The 20,920-nt window shown below is 71.2% G+C and carries 18 protein-coding genes; 8 read left to right on the forward strand and 10 right to left on the reverse strand.

What is annotated here, in order from left to right; translation table 11 throughout:
* Positions 1-41: 41 nt before the first annotated feature.
* The 5 genes from Voc01_RS11650 (at position 42) to Voc01_RS11670 (ending at position 4,924) form a co-directional block, all read left to right on the forward strand.
* Positions 42-641 (forward strand): hypothetical protein, encoded by a 600-nt coding sequence (locus Voc01_RS11650; protein WP_203927365.1) that lies wholly within the window; start codon positions 42-44, stop codon positions 639-641.
* A gap of 96 nt (positions 642-737) precedes the next feature.
* A complete protein-coding gene (locus Voc01_RS11655; RefSeq protein ID WP_203927366.1) occupies positions 738-1,652 on the forward strand; it encodes a protein kinase family protein in 915 nt (304 codons plus the stop codon).
* Positions 1,653-1,783: 131 nt separating this feature from the next.
* On the forward strand, positions 1,784-2,128 hold the full coding sequence (locus Voc01_RS11660) for a hypothetical protein (protein ID WP_203927367.1): 345 nt from the start codon (positions 1,784-1,786) through the stop codon (positions 2,126-2,128).
* A 259-nt stretch (positions 2,129-2,387) separates the two neighbouring features.
* Positions 2,388-2,645, forward strand: a complete 258-nt coding sequence (locus Voc01_RS11665; protein WP_203927404.1) for an NINE protein — start codon at positions 2,388-2,390, stop codon at positions 2,643-2,645.
* A gap of 140 nt (positions 2,646-2,785) precedes the next feature.
* Positions 2,786-4,924: a TrbL/VirB6 family protein gene (locus Voc01_RS11670; protein WP_203927368.1), complete on the forward strand. Its 2,139-nt coding sequence runs from the start codon at positions 2,786-2,788 to the stop codon at positions 4,922-4,924.
* Positions 4,925-4,927: 3 nt separating this feature from the next.
* Here Voc01_RS11670 and Voc01_RS11675 read toward each other — a convergent pair whose 3' ends face one another.
* Positions 4,928-6,571, reverse strand: a complete 1,644-nt coding sequence (locus Voc01_RS11675; RefSeq protein WP_203927369.1) for a glycoside hydrolase family 13 protein — start codon at positions 6,569-6,571, stop codon at positions 4,928-4,930.
* 90 nt (positions 6,572-6,661) lie between these two features.
* On the opposite strand from Voc01_RS11675, the gene Voc01_RS11680 reads away from it, so the two are divergent.
* The gene (locus Voc01_RS11680; protein ID WP_203927370.1) at positions 6,662-7,297 is read left to right on the forward strand and encodes a hypothetical protein; all 636 of its coding nucleotides are present in this window, start codon (positions 6,662-6,664) and stop codon (positions 7,295-7,297) included.
* Positions 7,298-7,465: 168 nt separating this feature from the next.
* Here the strand turns inward: Voc01_RS11680 and Voc01_RS11685 are convergent, their stop codons facing one another.
* From Voc01_RS11685 to Voc01_RS11710, 6 genes are all read right to left on the reverse strand, one after another.
* The gene (locus Voc01_RS11685; protein WP_203927371.1) at positions 7,466-8,380 is read right to left on the reverse strand and encodes a carbohydrate ABC transporter permease; all 915 of its coding nucleotides are present in this window, start codon (positions 8,378-8,380) and stop codon (positions 7,466-7,468) included.
* Positions 8,377-9,324, reverse strand: a complete 948-nt coding sequence (locus Voc01_RS11690; RefSeq protein WP_203927405.1) for a carbohydrate ABC transporter permease — start codon at positions 9,322-9,324, stop codon at positions 8,377-8,379. Before Voc01_RS11690 ends, Voc01_RS11685 begins: the two co-directional genes overlap by 4 nt.
* A 182-nt stretch (positions 9,325-9,506) precedes the next feature.
* Complete coding sequence (locus Voc01_RS11695; protein WP_373873808.1) at positions 9,507-10,838, reverse strand: ABC transporter substrate-binding protein; 1,332 nt, start codon at positions 10,836-10,838, stop codon at positions 9,507-9,509.
* Between the two features lie 306 nt (positions 10,839-11,144).
* Positions 11,145-11,807: a class F sortase gene (locus Voc01_RS11700; protein WP_239160123.1), complete on the reverse strand. Its 663-nt coding sequence runs from the start codon at positions 11,805-11,807 to the stop codon at positions 11,145-11,147.
* Positions 11,804-12,661 (reverse strand): DUF4397 domain-containing protein, encoded by an 858-nt coding sequence (locus tag Voc01_RS11705; RefSeq protein ID WP_203927373.1) that lies wholly within the window; start codon positions 12,659-12,661, stop codon positions 11,804-11,806. The genes Voc01_RS11700 and Voc01_RS11705 overlap by 4 nt, the downstream gene beginning before the upstream one ends.
* A 147-nt stretch (positions 12,662-12,808) precedes the next feature.
* Complete coding sequence (locus Voc01_RS11710; RefSeq protein WP_203927374.1) at positions 12,809-15,433, reverse strand: MGH1-like glycoside hydrolase domain-containing protein; 2,625 nt, start codon at positions 15,431-15,433, stop codon at positions 12,809-12,811.
* A 388-nt stretch (positions 15,434-15,821) separates the two neighbouring features.
* On the opposite strand from Voc01_RS11710, the gene Voc01_RS11715 reads away from it, so the two are divergent.
* Positions 15,822-17,081 (forward strand): glycosyltransferase family 4 protein, encoded by a 1,260-nt coding sequence (locus Voc01_RS11715; protein WP_203927407.1) that lies wholly within the window; start codon positions 15,822-15,824, stop codon positions 17,079-17,081.
* Positions 17,082-17,458: 377 nt separating this feature from the next.
* Here Voc01_RS11715 and Voc01_RS11720 read toward each other — a convergent pair whose 3' ends face one another.
* Positions 17,459-18,091: a hypothetical protein gene (locus Voc01_RS11720; protein ID WP_203927375.1), complete on the reverse strand. Its 633-nt coding sequence runs from the start codon at positions 18,089-18,091 to the stop codon at positions 17,459-17,461.
* 260 nt (positions 18,092-18,351) lie between these two features.
* Between Voc01_RS11720 and Voc01_RS11725 the strand changes: the two genes are divergently transcribed.
* A complete protein-coding gene (locus Voc01_RS11725) occupies positions 18,352-19,614 on the forward strand; it encodes a sensor histidine kinase (protein ID WP_203927376.1) in 1,263 nt (420 codons plus the stop codon).
* On the opposite strand, the gene Voc01_RS11730 is transcribed toward Voc01_RS11725, so the two are convergent.
* Together Voc01_RS11730 and Voc01_RS11735 are read right to left on the reverse strand one after the other, a co-directional pair.
* Positions 19,611-20,210, reverse strand: coding sequence for an O-methyltransferase (locus tag Voc01_RS11730; protein ID WP_203927377.1), 600 nt, complete (start codon positions 20,208-20,210; stop codon positions 19,611-19,613). The two genes, Voc01_RS11725 and Voc01_RS11730, sit on opposite strands and share 4 nt — an antisense overlap.
* Positions 20,207-20,845: a TetR/AcrR family transcriptional regulator gene (locus tag Voc01_RS11735; RefSeq protein ID WP_203927378.1), complete on the reverse strand. Its 639-nt coding sequence runs from the start codon at positions 20,843-20,845 to the stop codon at positions 20,207-20,209. Before Voc01_RS11735 ends, Voc01_RS11730 begins: the two co-directional genes overlap by 4 nt.
* Between the last annotated feature and the right edge of the window lie 75 nt (positions 20,846-20,920).

The raw sequence follows: 20,920 nt of genomic DNA on the forward strand, positions 1-20,920 counted from the left end.
CCACCGTGGACGTCGGGGGCCATCCCACGTCGGAGGTCTCCATGAAGGTCCGCGCCGTCGCCGTGAAGGTCCGCACCGTCGGCGTCGTTCTGACGGTCGTCGCCGCCGTGGTGGTCGTCGTGGCGGCCGCCGTCGACGGGCCGCGTCGCCCGCCGCTCGAACTGCCCGCGGCCAGCGCTTTCCCGGCGGGGCCGTGCCGGGAGGTGGCCGACCCGGTGCTGTCGCTGGGACGGTTCACGTACGAGAACACCGGCGCGGAGCGCCTGCCCGCGCGGGCGTATCCGTTCCTGCGCCAGCGCGCCGAGCAGTTGGCAGCGGTCCGCGACAAGGTGAACGTGCCAGGCGGCACTCCACCAGGCAGCACTTCACCAGGCAGCACTTCACCAGGCAGCGCTTCACCAGGCAGCGCTTCACCAGGCAGCGCGGTGACAGGAGGCGCAGTGACAGGCGGCGGAACACCCACTGCCACTCCGAGCGCGGATCCCGCGCAGCAAGCGCTTTCCCCGCGTATCGACCCCGTGCTCACCGCCATCGGTTTCCTGCGTCTGCGGCCCGGTAGGGCATACGACCCGGCGCTCCTCCGCGACCTCGAGGACGCGCGGTCCGCACTCCAACGCGCGTGCGTCAGCAGGCGTGACTGAGCGCCGGGCATTCATTCATCGGCGGAGCGTTTGTGTGGACCCACTGTTCTGGCACGCTCTTGGTACCTGAACGCCCAGAGCCAGGCGGAGGTGCCCGTGTCGACCCGGTTGGGCACGATTCACGAACGCACGATTCACGAACGTCGGTGGACCGCTGGTGCGGAGGTCCTGCTCGGCGAGTACGCGTTCCTCCTGCGACAGCAGGTCGAGGAGCGCACCGCGACCGACCGGTCCTGGGTGTGGAGGGAGGCCGACGCGACCCCGATCGCCACCACCGTGGCGGCCGGCGTCCGCGTGCGGTTGCGCCAGGTGGTGCTGCGGCGGCTGAGCCGCCACGGCGCACAGCTGCGTGACGGGCTGGGTGCGCAGGCCGACCTTCTGTCCACCATGGACGGTGCGTACGGGCTGCCCCATCTCGTCGGGCGCCACGACGACGGTGGGCGCACCACGCTCGTCACCACGTTGGCCACCGCCCCGGCGTGGCGCGACGGGTACGGGCCGGGCCGGCGACCGCTCGACCGGCTGACCGCGGCGGCCGCCCTGGCGGCCGCAACGGCGTTGTGCGGCGCCCTCGGCGACCTGCACCGCCTCGGATACGCCCACCGCGCCCTGAGCCCCGACACGGTGCTGCTGCTCGACCGGTACCGCATCGGCACCCCCCGCGACCTCGGCCTGGCCGGTTTCCGCGCGGCGCCGGGCGAGGGTCCCGACGGATACCGCGCACCGGAGCAGGTGGAGCCGGCGGACCCGCGCATGGGTGTCACCGGTCGACGGCCCGGACCGGCGACCGACATCTACCAGGTGGCGGCGCTGATCTACCACACGCTCACCGGCCGCCGCGCCGGACCGGCGCCGAACCCGCCCATCCGCGCCGCGGTAAGCGGTTTCCCGTCGGCCGTCGACGCCGTGATCACCAGCGCCCTGTCCATGGACCCGCGCCGGCGACCGTCGAGCATCGGAGCCCTCGCGGAGGCGTTGACCCTGGCGCGTACCACGCTCGTCGCCGCCTGACAATCCCGTGCCGGAGCGGCATTGATTCGAATCACGCGGGTCCGGGTACGGTTCTGGACGGCACGGCCGTCGCCGCGGCCATAGGGTTGGCGGGGACACACGGGACGAGAATCGCGAGCACGGAGGTCGCCATGTTCGGACGCACCAGCAAGACCGCAAAGGCACAGGAGATCGCCGAGGACGCCTGGGACGCCCTCGTCTCCACCTGGGAGTCGGCCCGCGACCGCACCGGCGACCTGGTGGTCGACACGGGTGACCGGGTCGGTTCGGCGAAGGACGAGGCGTGGCGCCGCGCCGGCAACGCCCTCGACGCCCTGGCCGGGCGCAGCCCGAGCAGGCCGTGGGCACTGGTCTTCGCGGCTGTCGCCGCCGGTGCCGCCCTGGGCTGGGTCGCCGCCACGGCGATCGGTCGCCAGTCGAGCCTGCCGGCCTTCGACGCCGAGACCGAGCCGAGCGACCTCCCGACCACGAGCTGACGGCAGCCTCGAGCCGGCACGGCGCCGGCTCGAGGCCACAGGCCGCCCAGGTCAAGGGGGCCGCCCAGTCCAAACAGGCCAAAGAGGCCACCGGCCGCCCAGGTCAAGGGCGGCGAAAGGTCGGGCACCGAGCGCAAACCATCCCGTATGCAGCCTTAGGACCCGTGGCGAACCAGCCGGTAGCAAATTTGTGATCTAACGAAGCCCTGGTGGGGGCACCGCTGACAACCCGCTGTTGCTAGGGTGTGCGGCCGTGAGCATGTATCCACCACCTGGCGGCGGCTACGCCGGGCAAGTTTCCGACAAGAGCAAGCTGGTCGCCGGCCTGCTGGGCATCCTCCTGGGCGGCTTCGGCGCCGGACGCTTCTACACGGGCCACACCGGCATGGCGATCGGACAGATCGCGGCCACGTGGCTCACCTGTGGTCTGGGTGGCCTGTGGCCGCTCATCGACGGCATCCTGATCCTGGTCAAGGGCGGTACCGACGCGCAGGGTCGAATCCTCCGCGACCAGTAGCATCCGCGGTTCCGGCGGCTCATGGGGATGATCCGCCGGTTCCCAGTTCCACTCGGCCGACCGGCGCCATGCCGGTCGGCCGCCTGACTTTGGCGCCCTGATCGGGCACATCCGATCGGGCGCACCGGAACGAAGGCCGCATGTCCGGTTCAGCTCGCGTGAAGCCGCTGGTCGCGTCGGGTCCGGCTCGCCCGACCGCGGCCGCGGCCGGTTCGGCCCGCGTGACGGCGCTGGTCGCGGCCGGGTTCGCGCTGGTCGCCGGCGCCGGCATCGGGCTGGCGGCGATCGCCGGCTTCGGAGCGGCGCCGGGCGGCGTCGGGGCCGTCCTCACGCTCGCGGTCGCGTCGGGGTTGGGCTGGGCCGCCGCCCCGCTGGTCCGCGCGGCACACGCGGCCGCGCGTGGCACCGCCCCACCCACCGTCGGACCGGCGGAAAGCGCCACCAGAGCGGACAGCGTCACCAGGGCGGAACGCGCGGGACCGGCAGGAAGCGCGGAGAAACCAGAAGGCGCAACGGGACCCGCCACGAGCACCCCCGATCTCGCGGAACGCGCACCGGCGAAGGTCCCCCGCTCCCACCGCCGCCCCTCGTTGGCGTCGCCGGTGCGCACCGCCGTGGTGGCGGGCGCCGTCGTCCTGCTCGGGCTGGTCTGCTGGCTGCACCCCGGCGAACCCGGCCGCGTCCTCTTCGGGCTGGCCCGCGCGACCGTCGGACTCGTCGTCTACGCGCTGCCGCTCGTGCCGTTGCTCGCGCTCGTGCCCACCGGCCCGCGCACGCCCGTCGCGTGGGTGGCGCTCTGGCGGGACAGGAAAGCCCTCGCCCTCGGCCTGTCGGCGGCCCGGCTCGTCCGTGACGCGGTTCTCGGGCGGGCCGCCGGGCTGGTGCTGGCCACGGTGGCGGTGCTCCACCTGCTCCGCGGCCGGCCGGGGCTCGAGGACAGCGCTTACCAGCTCGCCGGCGGGCTCCTCGGGATCGTCACGGCCACGCCGCTGTCCGGGCTGCTCTCCCCCGCGGGCGCGTTCGGGGTGCTGGTGGCGGTCGTGGCGAGCGTCGCGACGGTGACCGCCGGGCGCCTGTACCGCCCGCTCGGGCGCTACCCGGCGCTGGCCGTGCTCGTGCTGCTCGTGCTCGCGCCGCTCGGCGCGGGTGGGGTGTCGAACCGGGTCGGCTACCGGCACTTCCTCGGCGCCGACGGCGACCGCGTGGTCGTGATCGCCGGCCTGTCGCCGCACCACCGGCACGAGACGTACGACGCCGGCGTCGGCCTCGCCGACCTGCCGGGGCCCCTGCACCCGGTCCTGAGAAAGGGCTTTCCCGTGGCCGACCGCGACGACGGCGCGCGCGTCGCGGCGGCCCTCGCCGACCCCGCGAAGGCCGCCACCGACGGCTTCCCCGACGGCGGGCTGACGCTGCGCACCGGCGAGTGCTTCAGCTTCGTCGGCGGCACGTCGAACTTCCGGTACACGGTGCCGTGCAACGGCGAGCACACCGGCGAGGTCTTCTACGTCGGGCGGCTGCCGTTCGCCCGGGACCCCGGCGCCGAGGTCCGCACGGCCGCCGCCCGCGGCGCCTGCGAGAAGGCCTACGGCGGGTACCTCGGCGCCCCGTACGGCACGTCGTACCTGCCGATCGAGCCGCCCGTCGTGCGGCGCGACGAGGCCGCGCCACACCGGCGCGACCTCGTCGCCTGCCTGTTCGCCGCGCTGGGACCGTGGCCGCTCAAGGGCACCCGCACGGTGGCGACGCTGCAGCAGCCGCTCGACTGGTCGCCCGGCCCGGGCTGCGCCGTCGAGGCGGGCCTGCGGTTCACCGCGGCGCAGCCGGCACAGGTCTGCGTGGCGCCCGGACGGGCGGTCACCGCGGCCGGCACCGCGCCGATCGTCATCGACGCCGAGTTCCAGCCGGTCGGGCGGGGCGCCGGAAGCGGACGGGTGGGCGTCGCGTGCGTCGGGGCGGACGCGGCCTCCGGCTACTACGCCACGGTCGGCGGCGACGGCGTCCTCACGCTCGTGAAGCGGCAGGGCAGCGCGCAGGCGTCGTTGGGCGCCGCGGGGAAAGCGCGTTCCTCTCCGAGCCCGCAGACCGCGGTCACCCAGGTTCAGCTGACCTGCCGGCCGGAGGGGACAGGGGTGCAGGTCGTCGCCTCCGCGGGGAAGGGCCGCGAGATCACCCTGACCGACGCGCAGGGCATCACGACGATCAGCCCGCGGCTCGTGGTCGAGTCCGTCGAGGCCCCGGTGACCGCGGCGGTCACCCTGTTCACCGCCAGGGTCGTCTGACCGTCAGACGCTGGCCCACACCGTGGTGTCGCCGGGCACGGTGCCGCCGGGCCCGATCGGTCCGCTCGACAGCAGCGGCCAGGCGCCGTCGGGCAGCCGCACCGGTTCGGTGCCCGTGTTGGCGACCACCAGCGTCGACCCGTTCCGGACCGAGAGCACCGCTCCCGCGTCGGGCCCCAGGATCGTCAGCTCCCCCAGTCCCAACCCGCGTTCACGGCGCAGCCGCAGCGCCGCGCGGTACAGCTCCAGCGTGGAACCGTCGACACCGCGCTGCCGGTCGGGCGCGAGCTCGCCGTACGCCGGCGGCTGCGGCAGCCAGCTCGCGCCCGTCGGCGAGAACCCGTACGCCGGCGCGTCGGACCGCCACGGGACCGGCACCCGGCACCCGTCGCGGCCGCGGGACGTGAACGACGACCGCCGCCACGTCGGGTCCTGCCGGACGTCGTCGGGCAGCGTGGTGTGCTCGGGCAGGCCGAGCTCCTCGCCCTGGTACAGGTACGCCGCACCGGGCAGCGCCAGCATCAGCAGCGTCGCGGCCCGCGCGCGGCGCAGGCCCAGCTCCGCGTCGGGCTGCGGGTCGTCGGCGCCGACCCCGGTCCGCGGCGCCTCATCCGTCGGAAAGCCCAGGCGGGACGCGTGGCGCACGACATCGTGGTTCGACAGCACCCACGTCGTCGGGGCTCCCACGCCCGCACCCGCCGCCAGCGAGCGCGCGATGAGCGGGCGCAGGGCGTCGGCCTCCCACGGCGCCAGCAGGTACTCGAAGTTGAACGCCTGGTGCATCTCGTCGGGGCGCACGTACCGGGCCAGCCGCTCCGGCGGCTCGACCCACGCCTCGGCCACCAGGATCCGGTCGGGCCCGTACGAGTCGAGCACCGACCGCCACTCGCGGTAGATGTCGTGGACAGTCTCCTGGTCCCACATCGGCGGCGCCTCGGCATGCGGGTCGAAGACGACCGGACCGCTGCTGCCGCCGGCCCAGTCGATCCGGTCGAGCTGCTTCACCAGCCCGTGCGCCACGTCGACCCGGAACCCGTCGACCCCGCGGTCGAGCCAGAACCGCAGGATGTCGTCGAACTCGGCGCGCACCGCCGGGTGGTCCCAGTTGAAGTCGGGCTGACGGACGTCGAACAGGTGCAGGTACCACTGGCCGGGCCGGCCGTCGGGCTCGGTGATCCGGGTCCACGCCGGGCCGCCGAAGACGCTGGCCCAGCCGCCCGGCGGCTCGTCACCGCCGGGCCCGCGGCCGTCCTGGAACACGTACCGCTCACGCATCGGGTGACCGGGACCCCCGGCGACGGCCGCCCGGAACCACTCGTGCTCGTCGGAGCTGTGGTTCGGCACGAGGTCGACGATGATCCGCAGCCCCAGTTCCTTCGCCCGGGCCACCAGCTTGTCGAAGTCGCCGAGCGTGCCGAAGAGGGGGTCGACCGACCGGTAGTCGGCGACGTCGTAGCCCGCGTCGGCCTGCGGCGACGGGTAGAACGGCGACAGCCAGACGGCGTCGACGCCGAGATCGGCCAGGTGGTCGAGGCGGGAGGCGATGCCCGGCAGGTCACCGAACCCGTCGCCGTCGGAGTCGGCGAACGAGCGCGGGTACACCTGGTAGATGACGGCGCTGCGCCACCACTCGTCGTTGGTGCCCATCGGCCAACTGTAGGCGGCAACCTGTCGCAGCCCCGCGCCCGTCGGTAAATTGAGAGGACACCCGCCCAGGTCACGCATGGATAGGTCGACATGGACGACGACCGGCACCTCGAGATAACCCCCGTCACCGTCACCGTCCTCCCGGCGGAACTACCGGAGGACGAACGGGAGGGCGCGGCCGACGCACCGCCGCCGCCCGACCGCACCGTCCTGAGGCTGAAGATCGCGTTGGCCGCGGCGGTCGCCGTGGCCGTGGCGCTGGCCGGCGCCCTGTTCTACGTGCGGCACCAGTCGGAGGCGGAACGCGCGGCCACCGAGGCGATCGCGGCCTACACCAGGGCGTGGAACGCCCACGACTACGCCGCCGTCCGTAAGGCGATGGCGGGCAACGGCACCTTCGCGGCCAGCGACGCCCTCGACCGCGGCACCCTCTTCACCGCGTACATCGGCCCCGAACTGGAACGCGTCCTGGGCAAGCTCTTCGAAGCCGGCGTCCACCTGGAGACCCCCGGCACGGTCACCATCGCCGGCGACGACCCCACGAGGGCCTCCATCGCCCAGCAGTTCAGCTACACCGTCTACGGCCTGTCCGTCCAGGAGCACGGCATCTCCCACTACACGCTGGGCCCCATCAGCGAGGACAACCGCAAACTCGTGGTGGTCCAACACGTCTTCTGGCGCCCGAGAACCCCAGGCAACCCCTCCATGCTCTGGATCCTCGAGTAGAAGAAACAACCCCGTCCCACCACCTCCAAGCTCAAAGAGCGCGGGGGGCGGGACCGGCCGCAACCACAAGAGGGCTCCGGGGGCGGAGTGACCCGCGACGGCATAAACGCTGTGAAATCTGCCGTCGCGGGGCACTCCGCCCCCGGAGCCCCCCACGTGAAAGAGCAACTACCCCTTCAGACCACCGGCCAGAAGACCACGGACGAAGTACCGCTGCAGAGCCAGGAACACCACGACCGGCACGATGATCGACACGAAGGCACCAGCCGACAACAGGTGCCACGCGTTGCCACGCGTACCACTGAGGTTGGCGAGCGCCACCGTGATCGGTGCCGTCTCGGGGCCGCCACCGGCGAAGGTCAGCGCGACCAGCAGGTCGTTCCAGGTCCACAGGAACTGGAAGATGCCGAACGCCGCCAGCGCCGGGGTGAGCAGCGGCAGCAGCACGCGGAAGAAGATCGCCACGTGACCGGCGCCGTCGACGCGTGCGGCCTCCAGGAGACCCGGCGGGATCTCCTTCATGAAGTTGTGCAGCAGGAAGATCGCCAGTGGCAGGGCGAACGTCGAGTGCGAGAGCCACACCGGCCAGAACGTGCCGCTCAGGTCGAGGTCGACGAACAGCGACAGCAGCGGGAGCAGCGTGACCTGGATCGGCACGATCTGCAGCGCGAACACGGCGATGAACAGGAGGTCACGTCCGGGGAACTTCACCCACGCGAAGATGTACGCCGCGAACGTCGCGAGCACCAGGGGGATCAGTACCGAGGGGATGACGATGACGAACGAGTTGACGAAGTAGCTGCCGAGCGCCGACTGGCCCTCGGCGGCGAGCACCGTCTGGTAGTTCTTGAACGAGACCTCGGGGTCGGTGAAGAACGTCCACCAGCCGGAGTTGGCGATGTCGGCCTGCGGTCGGAACGACGAGACGGCCAGGCCGAACGTCGGAATCGTCCAGACGATCGCGATCAGCAGCGCCACGATCGACGCGACCGGGTTGGTGAGCTTCTTCTTGGCCTTGCTCGAGGCGGTGACCGGCGCAGCCACCGGCGGCGTGGTGGTGGTCGGAAGACTGGCGGTGCTCATCGTGCCTCCGATGCCCGGAGCTGCCGGATGTTGTATACGACGATCGGGATCACCAGGATGAACAGCAGCACCGCGAGGGCGGCGCCGAGGCCCTGGTTGTCGGCCCGGAAGCTCTGGCTGTAGAACTCGTTCGCCACGACGCTGGTGTCGAAGTTGCCACCGGTCATGGTGCGCACGATGTCGAACACCTTCAGGGTACCGATACCGATCGTGGTGAGGACCACCACGACGGCCGGCCGGATGCTCGGCAGGGTGACGAACCGGAACATGCCCCAGGCGGTGACGCCGTCGAGCCGCGCGGCCTCGATCACGTCGTCGGGGATCGCCTTGATGGCCGCCGAGAGCACGGTCATCGCGAAGCCGGCCTGGATCCAGATCATGACTACCACGAGCAGCAGCGTGTTGAGCGGCGACTCGAGGAGCCAGTTCTTGGGCTCGCCGCCGAACCACACCACGATCTGGTTGAGCAGACCGATCTGCTTGATGTTCCCCTGGTCGGGCCGGTACTCGTACATGAACTTCCAGATGATCGCCGCGGCGACGAACGAGATCGACATCGGCAGGAAGATGACGGCCTTCGCCAGCGACTCGATCCGGGCCTTGTCGACGAGGATCGCGTACAGCAGCCCGATGCCGGTGGCCACGAACGGGGTCACGAGGACCCAGATGACCGTGTTCCGCAGCACCGTGAGCTGATCGCTCGACGTGAAGATCGTCTGGTAGTTGTCGAACCCGATGAAGGAGGTACCCGGGGCGTCGTAGAACGAGTTGATGATCGTCAGAACACCCGGATATACCAGACCCACCGCCAGCATCAGTACCACCGGCAGCAGGAACAGCAACGCAACGACCCGGTCGCCACGCCGCCCGCCGAACCGCGACGCGATCAGCAGGATGACCGCCATCACCGCGGCGAAGATCGCCAGCGCGATGAACATGTCCATGAATTTCTCAGCGGTGGTCACGCAGACCGTCACCTCCCTTACGTCTTGTAAGTCCCCCGCAGGGGCGCGGGACGGCCGGGTGCACCCGTTTCCGGATGCGCCCGGCCGTCCCGTTCTACCCCGAGTTGATCAGCAGCGAAATAGCTACTCAGCCTTCTTTGTCAGCTGATCGCCCGGCCCTGCTACTTCGGCCAGGCCGCTTCGATGTTGTCGACCGTGGCCTGGGTGCTCTGGCCGGTGATCCAGGCCGTGGCCTGCTTCCAGAACGCGTTGGAGCCCACCGCGGCCGGCATCAGGTCGGAGCCGTCGAACCGGAACACGGCGTTCGGGTCCTGCAGCAGCTGCAGCGACAGCTTGTCGATGTCGGTGCACTTGCACTCGCCGATCTTCAGGCCCTTGTTGGCGCTGACCACGGTGCCGCCGAGCTTGGACTTGACGTTCGCCCAGGTGTCGGTGGACATGTAGTACTGGAACGCCTTGACCTCGGGACGGTCGGCGAACGCGGTCACGAACTCGCCACCGCCGAGCACCGGCTTGTCGTTCGCGGTCTTACCCGGCAGGAAGAACGCGAAGACCTGGCCGTCCTCGGCCACCGTGGTGCCCGGGGTCCAGTTGGCGGCGTAGAAGCTCGCCATGCGGTACAGGGAGCAGTTGCCCTGGAGGATCGGCAGACCGGCGTCCTGGAACGTGGTGGTGGCGATGCTCTTGACGTCGCCGAGACCACCGTTCATGTACTTGTCGTTCTTCAGGTACTTGCCGGCCTCGTCGAGCGCGGCGCGCGGACCCGCGGAGTTGAAGGGGATCTCGTGCTTGACCCACTTGTCGTACTCCTGCGGCCCGGACAGCCGCAGCATCATGTCCTCCATCCAGTCGGTCACCGGCCAGCCGGTGGCCTCACCGGAGCCGATGCCCGCACACCACGGCTTCTTGCCCTTGGCCGCGATGTCGTCCGAGAGCTTCTGGAGCTCGTCGAGCGTGGTGGGGACCTTCCAGTTGTTGTCCTTGAACTCCTTCGGCGAGTACCAGACCAGCGACTTGACGTTGGCACTCATCGGCGCGGAGTAGAACTTGCCGTTGACGGTGCCGTACGCCTTCCAGTCCTTGGCCCAGAACTTGTCGACGTTCTCGACAACCTCCGGCGGGGCCTCCTTGACCGTGCCCGTACCGACGAGCTGGGCCAGCAGACCGGGCTGCGGGACGATCGCGATGTCGGGCGCGTTGCCGGCGCGGGCACGCACCAGGATCTGCGTCTCGAAAGCCTTGTCACCCTCGTACTTGATGGTGACGCCGGTGCACTCCTCGAACGGCTTGAAGGAGTTGATGTAGGCGGTGTCCTCCGGCGTCACGATGCCGGTGTAGAAGCTGACCGTCTTGCCCTTGAGGTCACCGAACTTTTCGTATGGACCGCAATCGATACTTCCGGTCTGCGCAGGCTCGTCTTCGCCCGTGCTACCGCATGCCGCCATCGATACCACTAGGCCGAGCGCGCTGGCCATCGCAGCTGCGACGCGCATCTTGGCGCGCCCCGGCCGGGTGGAGCGTAGGGACATGTCCCCGTCCTTTCCGTCATCTCCCGGAGCCGCACACGAGAGACCGCACGCAGTACTCCGGGTAAACACTTCGCCATCAGTCAAGGCGGTCGCCTGGATCCGGGCAATGCTTATCGTTTGATCGACTCGGTAACGATTTCGTATTGCCCCGGCAACCGCGATTTGACCTCGATCTCCCGCACAGTACAGGTCATTAGCGGCCCGGTTGGTTCGTCCGATGCCGTTCCGGCAGATCGGTACGCGGGCGTTATCGGGGTAAGTGCCGTGGCCCTATGAGGCAGCCACCGCGTAGACGACGATGTTGTCCTCATATGACCGCCGACTGCGGTCGAAGGTGCCGCCACAGGTGATAAGCCGCAGTTCCGGCACGGGCGCGGGCCGGTAGACCCGCTCTGTGGGGAACTGGTTCTTGGGGTACCGCTCGCTGGCCACCACCCGGAACGGGATCCACTGGTCGCCGCGGGCCACCTCGACCACGTCGCCGGCCTTCAGGTCCCGCAACCGGTAGAACACGGCCGGGCCGGCCTCCGAGTCGACATGGCCGGCGATCACGGCCGGGCCGATCTCGCCCGGCGCGACCCCGGCGGCGTACCAGCCGGCCTTCCCGAAGTCGACCGGACCCTGCAGCACCCCGGCGGCGTCGACGGCGAGGGACTCCAGCGGGCTGTCGACGCCGATCGACGCGATGCGCACCCGCGTGGGCGGCGGCAGCTGGACCGGCTCGGTGGCCGGCGCCGCCTCGATCGTCAGCGGGCCGGGAGACGCCGAGGCGGAGGCACCCGGTTCCGCGGCGGTCGCGCCCCGGCCGTCGTCGCGCCGCAGCACGACCGCGCCGCCCGCGACGAGGCCGACGACGACCACCACGGCCAGCGCGATCAACAGGTTGCGGGTGCCGGACCGGTGCCGGATGACCCGCCAGTCGGCCCCGGTCACCGCTGCCGCGGCCTCCTCACGCGCACCGGCACCGTGCGGCGCCGGACGACCACCAGCGCACCGGCGGCCACCACCAGACTCACCAGCATCACGGCGACCGTCGACACCCACGGGAACGGCGCGCTGCCGCCGGCTCCGGTGTCGACGCCGCCCAGCGGAACCTGGGCGCCGGCGCGCGCGTCGACGCGCACCTCGACCGTGAGGCCGCCGTTCTTCCCGTCGAGCACCAGCACAGAGTAGACGCCACCGGCGGCGCAGTTGGCCGCGACCTCAGTGGCGTTCGTCGATCCGCTCGGCTGCAGCTTCAGCGGCCACTTCCCCGGCTCGACCTCCCGGTAGTCGGTGGTCGTGGCGAACGCCGCGCCGGTGGCGATGGTCGTTCCGGTGGTCGCGACCGAGACGTCGAGCTGGGGCGCGCGCACCGACGCGTTGACCACCCGCACCTTGGCCTTGCCCGCCGAGGGCAGCTTCAGGTCGTCGTTGATCACCCGCAGGCCGAGGTCGGCGAACCGGCCGACCCCGGCGACGGTGTACGCGCCGCCGGCCACGACGGTGACGCTGGTGCTCAGCACCGGCTGGCTCGACTCGGCCGCGCCGACGTTGCGCATCGCCACCGAGTAGGTGCCGCTGTCGAGCGGCATGTACGTCGAGACCGTGCCGTAGCCGACCGCCGGGAACTTCCGCGGGGCGCCGCCGGCGACCGAGCTCAGGTACACGTCGACCGCCGGGGTGTCGGGCGACAGGTGGGCGAGCCGGACATATCCCATCGTGGCCGCGTGCGCGGGCGCCGGCAGGAGCACGACGGCGGGCGCGGCGAGGACGAGCGCTAACCAGGTTCGGACGGCCTTCGGCATGGCGACCCCCAGGGGGAACGGGTAATCGAGCCTCTCGGCGATGGGTCTACCGGTGCCGCTACACCCCGTCAAGCCGAGCGGTGCGAGATCACCCGTTGTGTATGTAACGATCTACCCACGGCGCCCGACAACTGGCGGATCGAGGGGCTAAACCGGGCGTCGGTGCAGTTCGAGGATCAGATCGACGACGAGCGCTGTCCAGCCGGTCTGGTGGGAGGCACCCAGTCCGGCACCGGTGTCGCCGTGGAAGTACTCGTAGAACAGGACCTGGTCGCGCCACAGCGGGTCGGTGAACGGCCCCGTCGATGGCGCGGAGGGTCGGCGTCCGTCGCTTCCGACGGTGAACAGGCCGATGAGACGCCGTGAGAGGTCGTCGGCGACGCCGGTGAGCGTCGCCCGCTCCCCCGAGCCGCTCGGGTACTCCACCAGCAGCGTGTCGCCGAAGAACTCGGCGTACCGACGCAGCGCGTCGATCAGGATGTAGTTGACCGGCAGCCAGATCGGCCCGCGCCAGTTGGAGTTGCCGCCGAACAGCCCGCTGGTCGACTCCCCCGGCTCGTAGCCGACGGTGAAGTCGCTGCCGCCCAGGTGCACGGTGAACGGCTCGTCCAGGTGGGCGCGCGACAGCGTGCGCAGCCCGAAGTCGCTGAGGAACTCGTCGGCGGAGAGCATCCGGGTGAGCACGCGCAACAGCTGTCCCGTGCCCACCATCGACAGCAGCCGCAGGTCGCGTCCGCCGTGCGACCGGCGGGCGCCCAGGATGTCGGTGTAGGCGGGCCGGTTGGTGAGGAACCAGCGCAGCCGGTTGGCGAGGTCGGGCAGCTTGCGCAGCAGCCGCGTCGGGATGGTCACGGCCGCCGCGAGCGGCAGCAGCCCCACCACGGAGCGGATCTTCAACGGGACCCGGTGCCCGTCGGCCGTGCGCAGCACGTCGTAGAAGAACGCGTCGTCGTCGTCCCACAGCCCCGACGCTGAGGCCGCCTCGGCGATGTAGGCGAAGTGCTCGAAGAACTTGGTCGCCAGGTCCTCGTAGACGGGGTCGCGGTCGGCGAGGACCACCGCGATCTCCATCAGGTTCAGCGCGTACATCGCCATCCAGGCGGTGCCGTCGCTCTGTTCCAGCACGCCCGCGACCGGCAGCGCCGCCGAGCGGTCGAACGGTCCGACGTTGTCCAGCCCTAGGAAGCCGCCCTCGAACACGTTGTTGCCGCTGGTGTCCTTGCGGTTGACCCACCACGTGAAGTTCAACAGGAGCTTGTGCATCATGCGTGCGAGGAACGCGTGGTCGCGCCCGCCGTCGAGCTCGAACACGCGCAGCGCCGCCCACGCGTGCACCGGCGGGTTGACGTCGCCGAACGCCCACTCGTAGGCCGGGATCTGCCCGTTGGGGTGCATGTACCAGTCCTGGAGCAGCAGCAGGAGCTGGCTCTTGGCGAAGCCGGGGTCGACCCGCGCGATCGACACGCAGTGGAAGGCCAGGTCCCAGGCCGCGTACCACGGGTACTCCCACGGGTCGGGCATCGAGATGACCTCGTGGCTGGTCATGTGCCACCAGTGGCTGTTGCGGCCGTACTGCCGGCTCGCGGGCGGCGGCTCACCGGCGGGGTCGCCGGCGAGCCAGCGGGCCACGTCGAAGTGGAAGAACTGCTTTCCCCACATGAGCCCGGCCACCGCCTGTCGGAGGACCAGGGCCTCGTCTGAGGAGGCGCCCGCCGGAACGTGCGTCTCGTAGAAGGCGTCGGCCTCGCGCCTGCGCGCGGCCATGACCCCGGCGAACCCCTCTCCGAGATCGAGGTCGGGTCCGTCGGGCGCGAGCGTCAGGCGGAGGCGGACCTGCGTCTGTTGGCGCGCTTCGACGGTGAGGACGTAGTGGAGCGCGCCCTTCGTACCGACGCCGTCGGGGTTCACGGAGTCGGCGCCGTGCACGAGGTGGTCGTTGAACCCGTCCTTGGGGTGGGGCGAGCGGCCCGGCGTGTTCCACAGCCGCCGGTTGTTGGTCTCGTTGTCGCAGAAGAGGTGACCCGGCCGGCCGTCGCCGGCGAGCACCAGTCTCCCCAGCTCCTTGTGCTCCGCGACGAGAGCACTGCTCTTGCCGCGGATCTCGGGGACGTAGTCGCGGCCCGGCAGGCCCCACGCCCAGGTGTTGCGGAACCACAGCTGCGGGAGGAGGTGCAGGGTGGCCTTCTCGGGCCCACGGTTCTCGACGGTGAGCGTCATGCACAGGTCGGTGGGACCGGCCTTGGCGTAGTCGACGGTGACCGCCCAGTACCGGTCGTCGTCGAAGACGCCCGTGTCGGCGAGCTCGTACTCCGGCTCGTGCCGGCCCCGGGCGGCGTTGGTGCTCACCAGGTCCTGGTACGGGAACGCCCGCTGTGGATAGTGGTAGCGCCAGGTCATCCACGAGTGCGTCGGCGTGGAGTCGAGGTACCACCAGTACTCCTTGGCGTCCTCGCCGTGGTTGCCGCCGTCGCCGTCGAGGCCGAACATCCGCTCCTTGATGATCGGGTCGACGCCGTTCCACAGCGCCAGCCCGAAACAGAAGATCTGCCGCTCGTCGCAGATCCCGGCCATGCCGTCCTCGTTCCAGCGGTAGGCGCGGGAGCGGGCGTGGTCGTGCGGGAAGTAGTCCCAGACCGTGCCGTACTCGCTGTAGTCCTCGCGCACCGTTCCCCACGCCCGCTCGCTCAGGTACGGACCCCAGGCGCGCCAGGCGGCGGCGCCCGCATCGGCGTCGGCCAGCCGGCGCGCCTCTGCCTGGGCGCTTCCGATCATGGATCAATTGTGGGGCCGGCCTGTTACGGATCGATGCGCGGGCCGGCGGGACCCCAGTTTTCGCACGGACCGGAAATCCGCCCTTCGGGGACGCGCGAGTTACTTCGAGGTACCGATTCGCGTCTGGCAGAATGAGGTCTCGGCTCACCACCGCCGGCGTTCAGGTGGTCTTCCACCGGGCTTTACGTCGCGGAAATGAGAATTGCACCGGCGTTAATGGCCGCGCGGCAGACTGCGGTACGAACACCGGCAACACCAACAACCACACGGTCCCCTTCCGGGAGCGTGATTTGTTGCTGGGCGCGTTTGGTAGTGGATCAACCCGGGAAGAGGCGGCCTCGTGCAGATCACCACCACCGACCACGGCCGTAAACGGGCCCGCATCCTGATGCTCTCCTGGGAGTACCCGCCGGTCGTGGTGGGCGGTCTCGGCCGGCACGTGCACGCGTTGTCCACCGCGCTCGTCCGGGCCGGCCACGAGGTCACCGTCGTCACCCGCCACGCCCCCGGCGCTCCGCTCGAGGAGTACGCCGAGGGCGTTCGTATCGTCCGGGCGCCGGAGGACCCGCCGCTGTTCCCCCTCGACCCGGCGAACATGCTCGCGTGGACGATGGCGTTCAACCACACGCTGACCCGGTCGGCGCTGCGCGCCGCGGAGAACGGCGAGTACGACGTCATCCACGCGCACGACTGGTTGGTCGCGCACACCGCCGTCACGTTGAAGGAGCACCTCGATCTGCCGCTGGTGGCGACGATCCACGCCACCGAGGCCGGCCGCCACCAGGGCTGGCTGCCCGAGCCCATGAACAAGGCGATCCACAGCGTCGAGTGGTGGCTGGCCCACGAGGCGTGCCGGGTCATCGTCTGCTCCGAGTACATGCGGTGGGAGGTCAACCGGCTCCTCGACATCCCCACCGCGCGCATCGAGGCGGTGGCCAACGGCGTCGACGTCGGAGCGTTCCAGGCCTCGGCCCGCGCCGTCGTCGCCGCACGGGCCCGGTTCGCCGGCACCGGACCGATGGTCGGCTTCGCCGGCCGGCTCGTGTACGAGAAGGGCGTGCAGGACCTGCTGGCCGCGGTGCCGCGGCTCGCCGCCGAGCACGACGGGCTCCGCGTGGTCCTCGCCGGCGACGGCCCGTACAGGTCGGAGCTGGTCGACGAGATCCGCAGGCACCGGCTGCAGAACACCGTCTCCTTCACCGGCTTCCTCGGCGTGGGCCAGCTGCCCGCGGTGATGGCAGCCACCGACGCGATGGTGGTGCCGAGCATCTACGAGCCGTTCGGCATGGTGGCGCTGGAGGCGGCCGCGGCCGGCGCCCCGCTCGCCGTCGCGAGCACGGGCGGGCTGGCCGAGATCGTCCAGCCCGGCGAGACCGGCGTGACGTTCCCCGCCCAGGACCCCGACTCGCTGGCGTCGGCCGTCGGGTCGCTGCTCGCCGACGAGCCGTTCGCCCGCCGGGTCGCCACCCGCGCCAAGGCGATGGTCGGCGAACGCTACGGCTGGGCCCGCATCGCCGACCAGACGGCGGCGGTCTACGCCCGCGCCGCCGGCGAGGCACCGGCGTTCGCCGCCGAGCGGACGGCCGCCGAGATGGAGTTCGGCCGTCCCTCGATCGTGGTGCCCGACGGGAACCTGCTGGCGGTCTGAGAATTCCCCGTGAGCCTTGTGAGTTAAGTATCCGATTAGCTGGTGGCCGGCGCGTTGATCGGCTTGTACCGTTGAGCACAAGCCGGCGTGGGACAGTGTCCCCGGGCCTCAACTGAAAACAGCATTCGCGGAATACCGTTCGGCTGGAGCCGCGTCTCGCAACTCGCCGCGAGGCGACCGCCACGTCGGCCTAATACGTGGCAGAAGGGCCCCGGAACCACCTGGTTCCGGGGCCCTTCCCCTGTGTCCGCGATGGTTCCGAGCCGCGCGCCGATCTTGCACTCGTGGCCGCGTCTTTGTCGCGCTATGTCCCGCTTTCTCGGGGGCCACACCTGCAAGATCGGCGGGTGGACTGCCCCGGCGCGCGGGGGTCCGGGTCAGGCCGTGGGGCTGAGCTCGGGGAGAAGGGTGCCCAGGGCGTCGCGGATCTGTTCCATGGCCTCGTCGGCCGTGAGCGTGGAGCGGGCGGCGTCGGGGGCGCTGCCCGAGACGAAGCTCCACCGGTCGTCGGCCTCGACGGACACGGTCACCCACGCGTTCTGGACCTGGGCCGAGTGCGCCGTGAAGCTGGCGACCGCGGGGCGGTGCGCGTCGAGGAACGGGCGGGCCAGCTGGAGCAGCGGCTCCCGCCGGTCGACGGCCGGGTCGACCCCGGTGACGTCGAAGCAGCGGTACGCCCGCGGCGCCAGCAGGAACCGCACGATGCCCGACTCGAACAGCAGCGCGCCGTCGGCCGTCTGGTCGGCGACGAGGCCGACCTGCACGCAGATGCGGGGCCGGGCCAGGCCCTCGGTGATGGCGACCAGCTCCGGCGCGAGCTCCACCTGCTGCCCCTGCCCCGGCGCCACCAGGTGACGCAGCAGCAGCGACCCGAGGCCGGCCGCGATCACCGGCTCGGTGCGGTCGGCGTCGGTGAAGCCGAGCAGGTCCGGTGCCGGCGAGCCGCTGGTGCCGCTCACCGACAGCAGGAATGCCAGCTCGGCGGCGGTCAGGCTGATCCGGTCGGTCATGTCGCTCCTCGACGCTCGGCGGGACGCGCTGCTCCGGCGTCCCGGTTCCGCCAGGCTCAACGCCGGACCGCCGAACGGGTCGCGCCCAGGTGCCGATTTCGGCGCGGGCGCGTGGATCACGTCGCCTTGAACGTCCTAGGAGGCTAGGCTGGTTCCCCTGCGGACTCCGGCCGGCCACCGGCCGGACGGCACCGGCCGGAAAGCCGGCCAACCTCGTCGAACCGGGCACGCCGGCCCAGCGTCCTTCATATTCTCGACACGTGGCTCAGGGAACCGACCTCGCGACCAACGAGCAGACCCGGCTGGAGGCGCTCTCCCGGTACGGCCTGCTCGACGCCCTCCCCAACCCGGATCTGCAGTCGGTCGTCGACCTGGCGGCGTTCCTGTGCGGGGTCCCCCACGCCGTCGTCAACATCATCGACGCCGATCACCAGCGGCAGCTGGCCGCCGCCGGCTTCGAACCCGGCGTGGTCAACCGGTGCGACTCGATGTGCACGGTCACGATCGAGGAGAGCGAGCCGGTGCTCGTCCCCGACGCCACCCTCGACCCGCGGTTCAACACCAACCCGTTCGTCACCGGAGCGCTCGACAACGTCCGGTTCTACGCCGCCTCGCAGCTGCGCGAACCCGGCGGCGAGACGCTCGGCACGCTGTGCGTCTTCGACAACCAGGTCCGCGACCTGACCCCGGAGCAGCGCGACGGCCTCGACAAGCTGGCCCGCATGGTGATGGACGTGCTGGAGCTGCGCCGGCACGCCGAACTGCTCCACGAGGCGCTGCACGAGGTGCGCACCACCAGCAACGAGCTGCTCCGGTCGAACGCCGCGTTGCGCGACTTCGCCGGCCAGGTCAGCCACGACCTGAAGAACCCGCTCACCGGCATCCTCGGGTTCGTGGCCTCGGTGGCCGACCTGCCCGCGGTCGCCAACAACGCCGACGCCCGCTCCGGCCTGGAACGGGCGTTGAGCTCCGCCACCCGGATGTGGCGCATGATCGAGGACGTGCTGTCGCACGCGTCCGCCGGCAGCCGGCAGGACCTGCAGCGCGTCCCGCTGGCCGAGGTCGCCCGCTTCGTCATCGACGACCTCGAACCGACGATCAACGCCGCCGGCGCCAAGGTGACCGCCGTGAACCTGCCGGTCGTGATCGGCGACCCGACCCAGCTGCGCGCGCTGCTGCAGAACCTGGTGAGCAACGCGGTCAAGTTCCGCCGCACCGACGTGCCGTGCATCGTGCACATCTCGGCCGAGGAGGACGTCCACGGGTGGACGCTGTCGGTCGCCGACAACGGCATCGGCATCCCGGCGTCCGACCGCGAGCGCGTCCTCGAACTGTTCACCCGGCTCCGCCCCGACATCGAGGGGTCCGGGATCGGGCTGGCCACCGTCCGGCGCATCGTGGCGGCGCACCAGGCGTCGCTGGAGATCGACGACACCCCCGGCGGCGGCACCACGATCTACGTGAACCTCCCCCGCCGCCGGGCCACGCTCGCTCCCGAACTGGCCGCGGCCACCGCGGCCTAACGGATGTAGGTCGCGACCAGGGTGGCGTCCGTCGGGGTCACCCTGATCTCGGCCGTCGCCAGGTCGGGGTGACCGAGCCAGCGCATCCGGACCGCGTCGGGCCGGCCCTCGAACACGGGCGGCCAGCCGCCCATCGGGGTGAAGTCGTCGATGACGAGCGTGCCGCCCGGGCGCAGCCAGTCGGCCGGGTCGAGCGGTTCGTCGGTCCCCTTGCCCTGCCCGCCTCCGTCGAGCACCAGCAGGTCGAACGGTGCGCCGGGCAGGTCGCGCCAGTCGCCGGTCACCACGGTGACGCCCGAGATGCCCGCCATCAGCGAGCGCACCTCGGCGGCGCGGTCGGGGTCGCGCTCGATGCTGGTCAGGCGGGCGTCGGGGTGGGCGCCGGACCTCAACCAGGCGAGGCCGACGCCGTAGCCGGTGCCGGTCTCGCCGATGCTGCCGGCGCCGACACCGTGCGCCAGCAGCCGCAGGAGCTCGCCCTGCTCGGGCCGGCACGAGTAGGCGAAGCCGCACCGGCGGGCCAGCTCGACCGCGGCCGCCACCAGCGGCGGCAGGCCGGTGCGTCCGGAGTAGGCGTCGGTGCCCGTCAGGCTCACCCGAACAGTCCGTGGTGGAGCGTGTCGACGAGCCACTCCTGGAACCGGTCCCAGGTCCAGCCGCGACGCGTGACGAGCCGGTCGATGACGTCGGGACCGGCGAGCGTCCACAGGAGGTCGGCGCCCTCGGTGACCGTGAGCCCCGGACGGAGGCCGAACCGCTCGTCGAGCGAGCGGACGAGGCTTCGCGTGCCGTGGAGGCGCTCGGACTCGATGGTCTCGACGAACGCGCGCAGGTCCGGGTCACCCGCGGCGGCCTGGGCCATGGCGGCCTGCACCAGCGGACCGGTGCGGGTCCACAGCACCTGGGCCGCCCCGGCGTAGGCGACAAGCGCGGCCCGCGGGGACGCCGCGTCGACGACGCGCTGCAGCTCGGGACGCGCGGCCATCGGGATCGGCTCGTCGTCGCCGGCGAGCGTGACGTCGTAGACGGTCTTGAACAGCGTCGCCTTGCCACCGACCAGGTTGTAGACGGTCTGCGGGCTCACCTCGGCGCGGCCGGCCACCGCGTCGAGCGTGGTGCCGACGTAGCCGTCGGTGAGGAACAGGTCGCGGGCGGAGTCGAGGATGCGCAGCCGGGTACGGCGGGTCTTCGCCAGCCGGACGGGGCTGTCGTACCGGCGGGTCTCCGCCACACCGTCCCCCTCACGATCTCGTGACCCGGTTACCGCCGGACTATATCGGTCCGGTGCGTGTCCACCCGGTTCCGA

The organism is Virgisporangium ochraceum (assembly GCF_016863655.1).
In the GTDB taxonomy this organism is placed as follows: Bacteria; Actinomycetota; Actinomycetes; order Mycobacteriales; family Micromonosporaceae; genus Virgisporangium; species Virgisporangium ochraceum.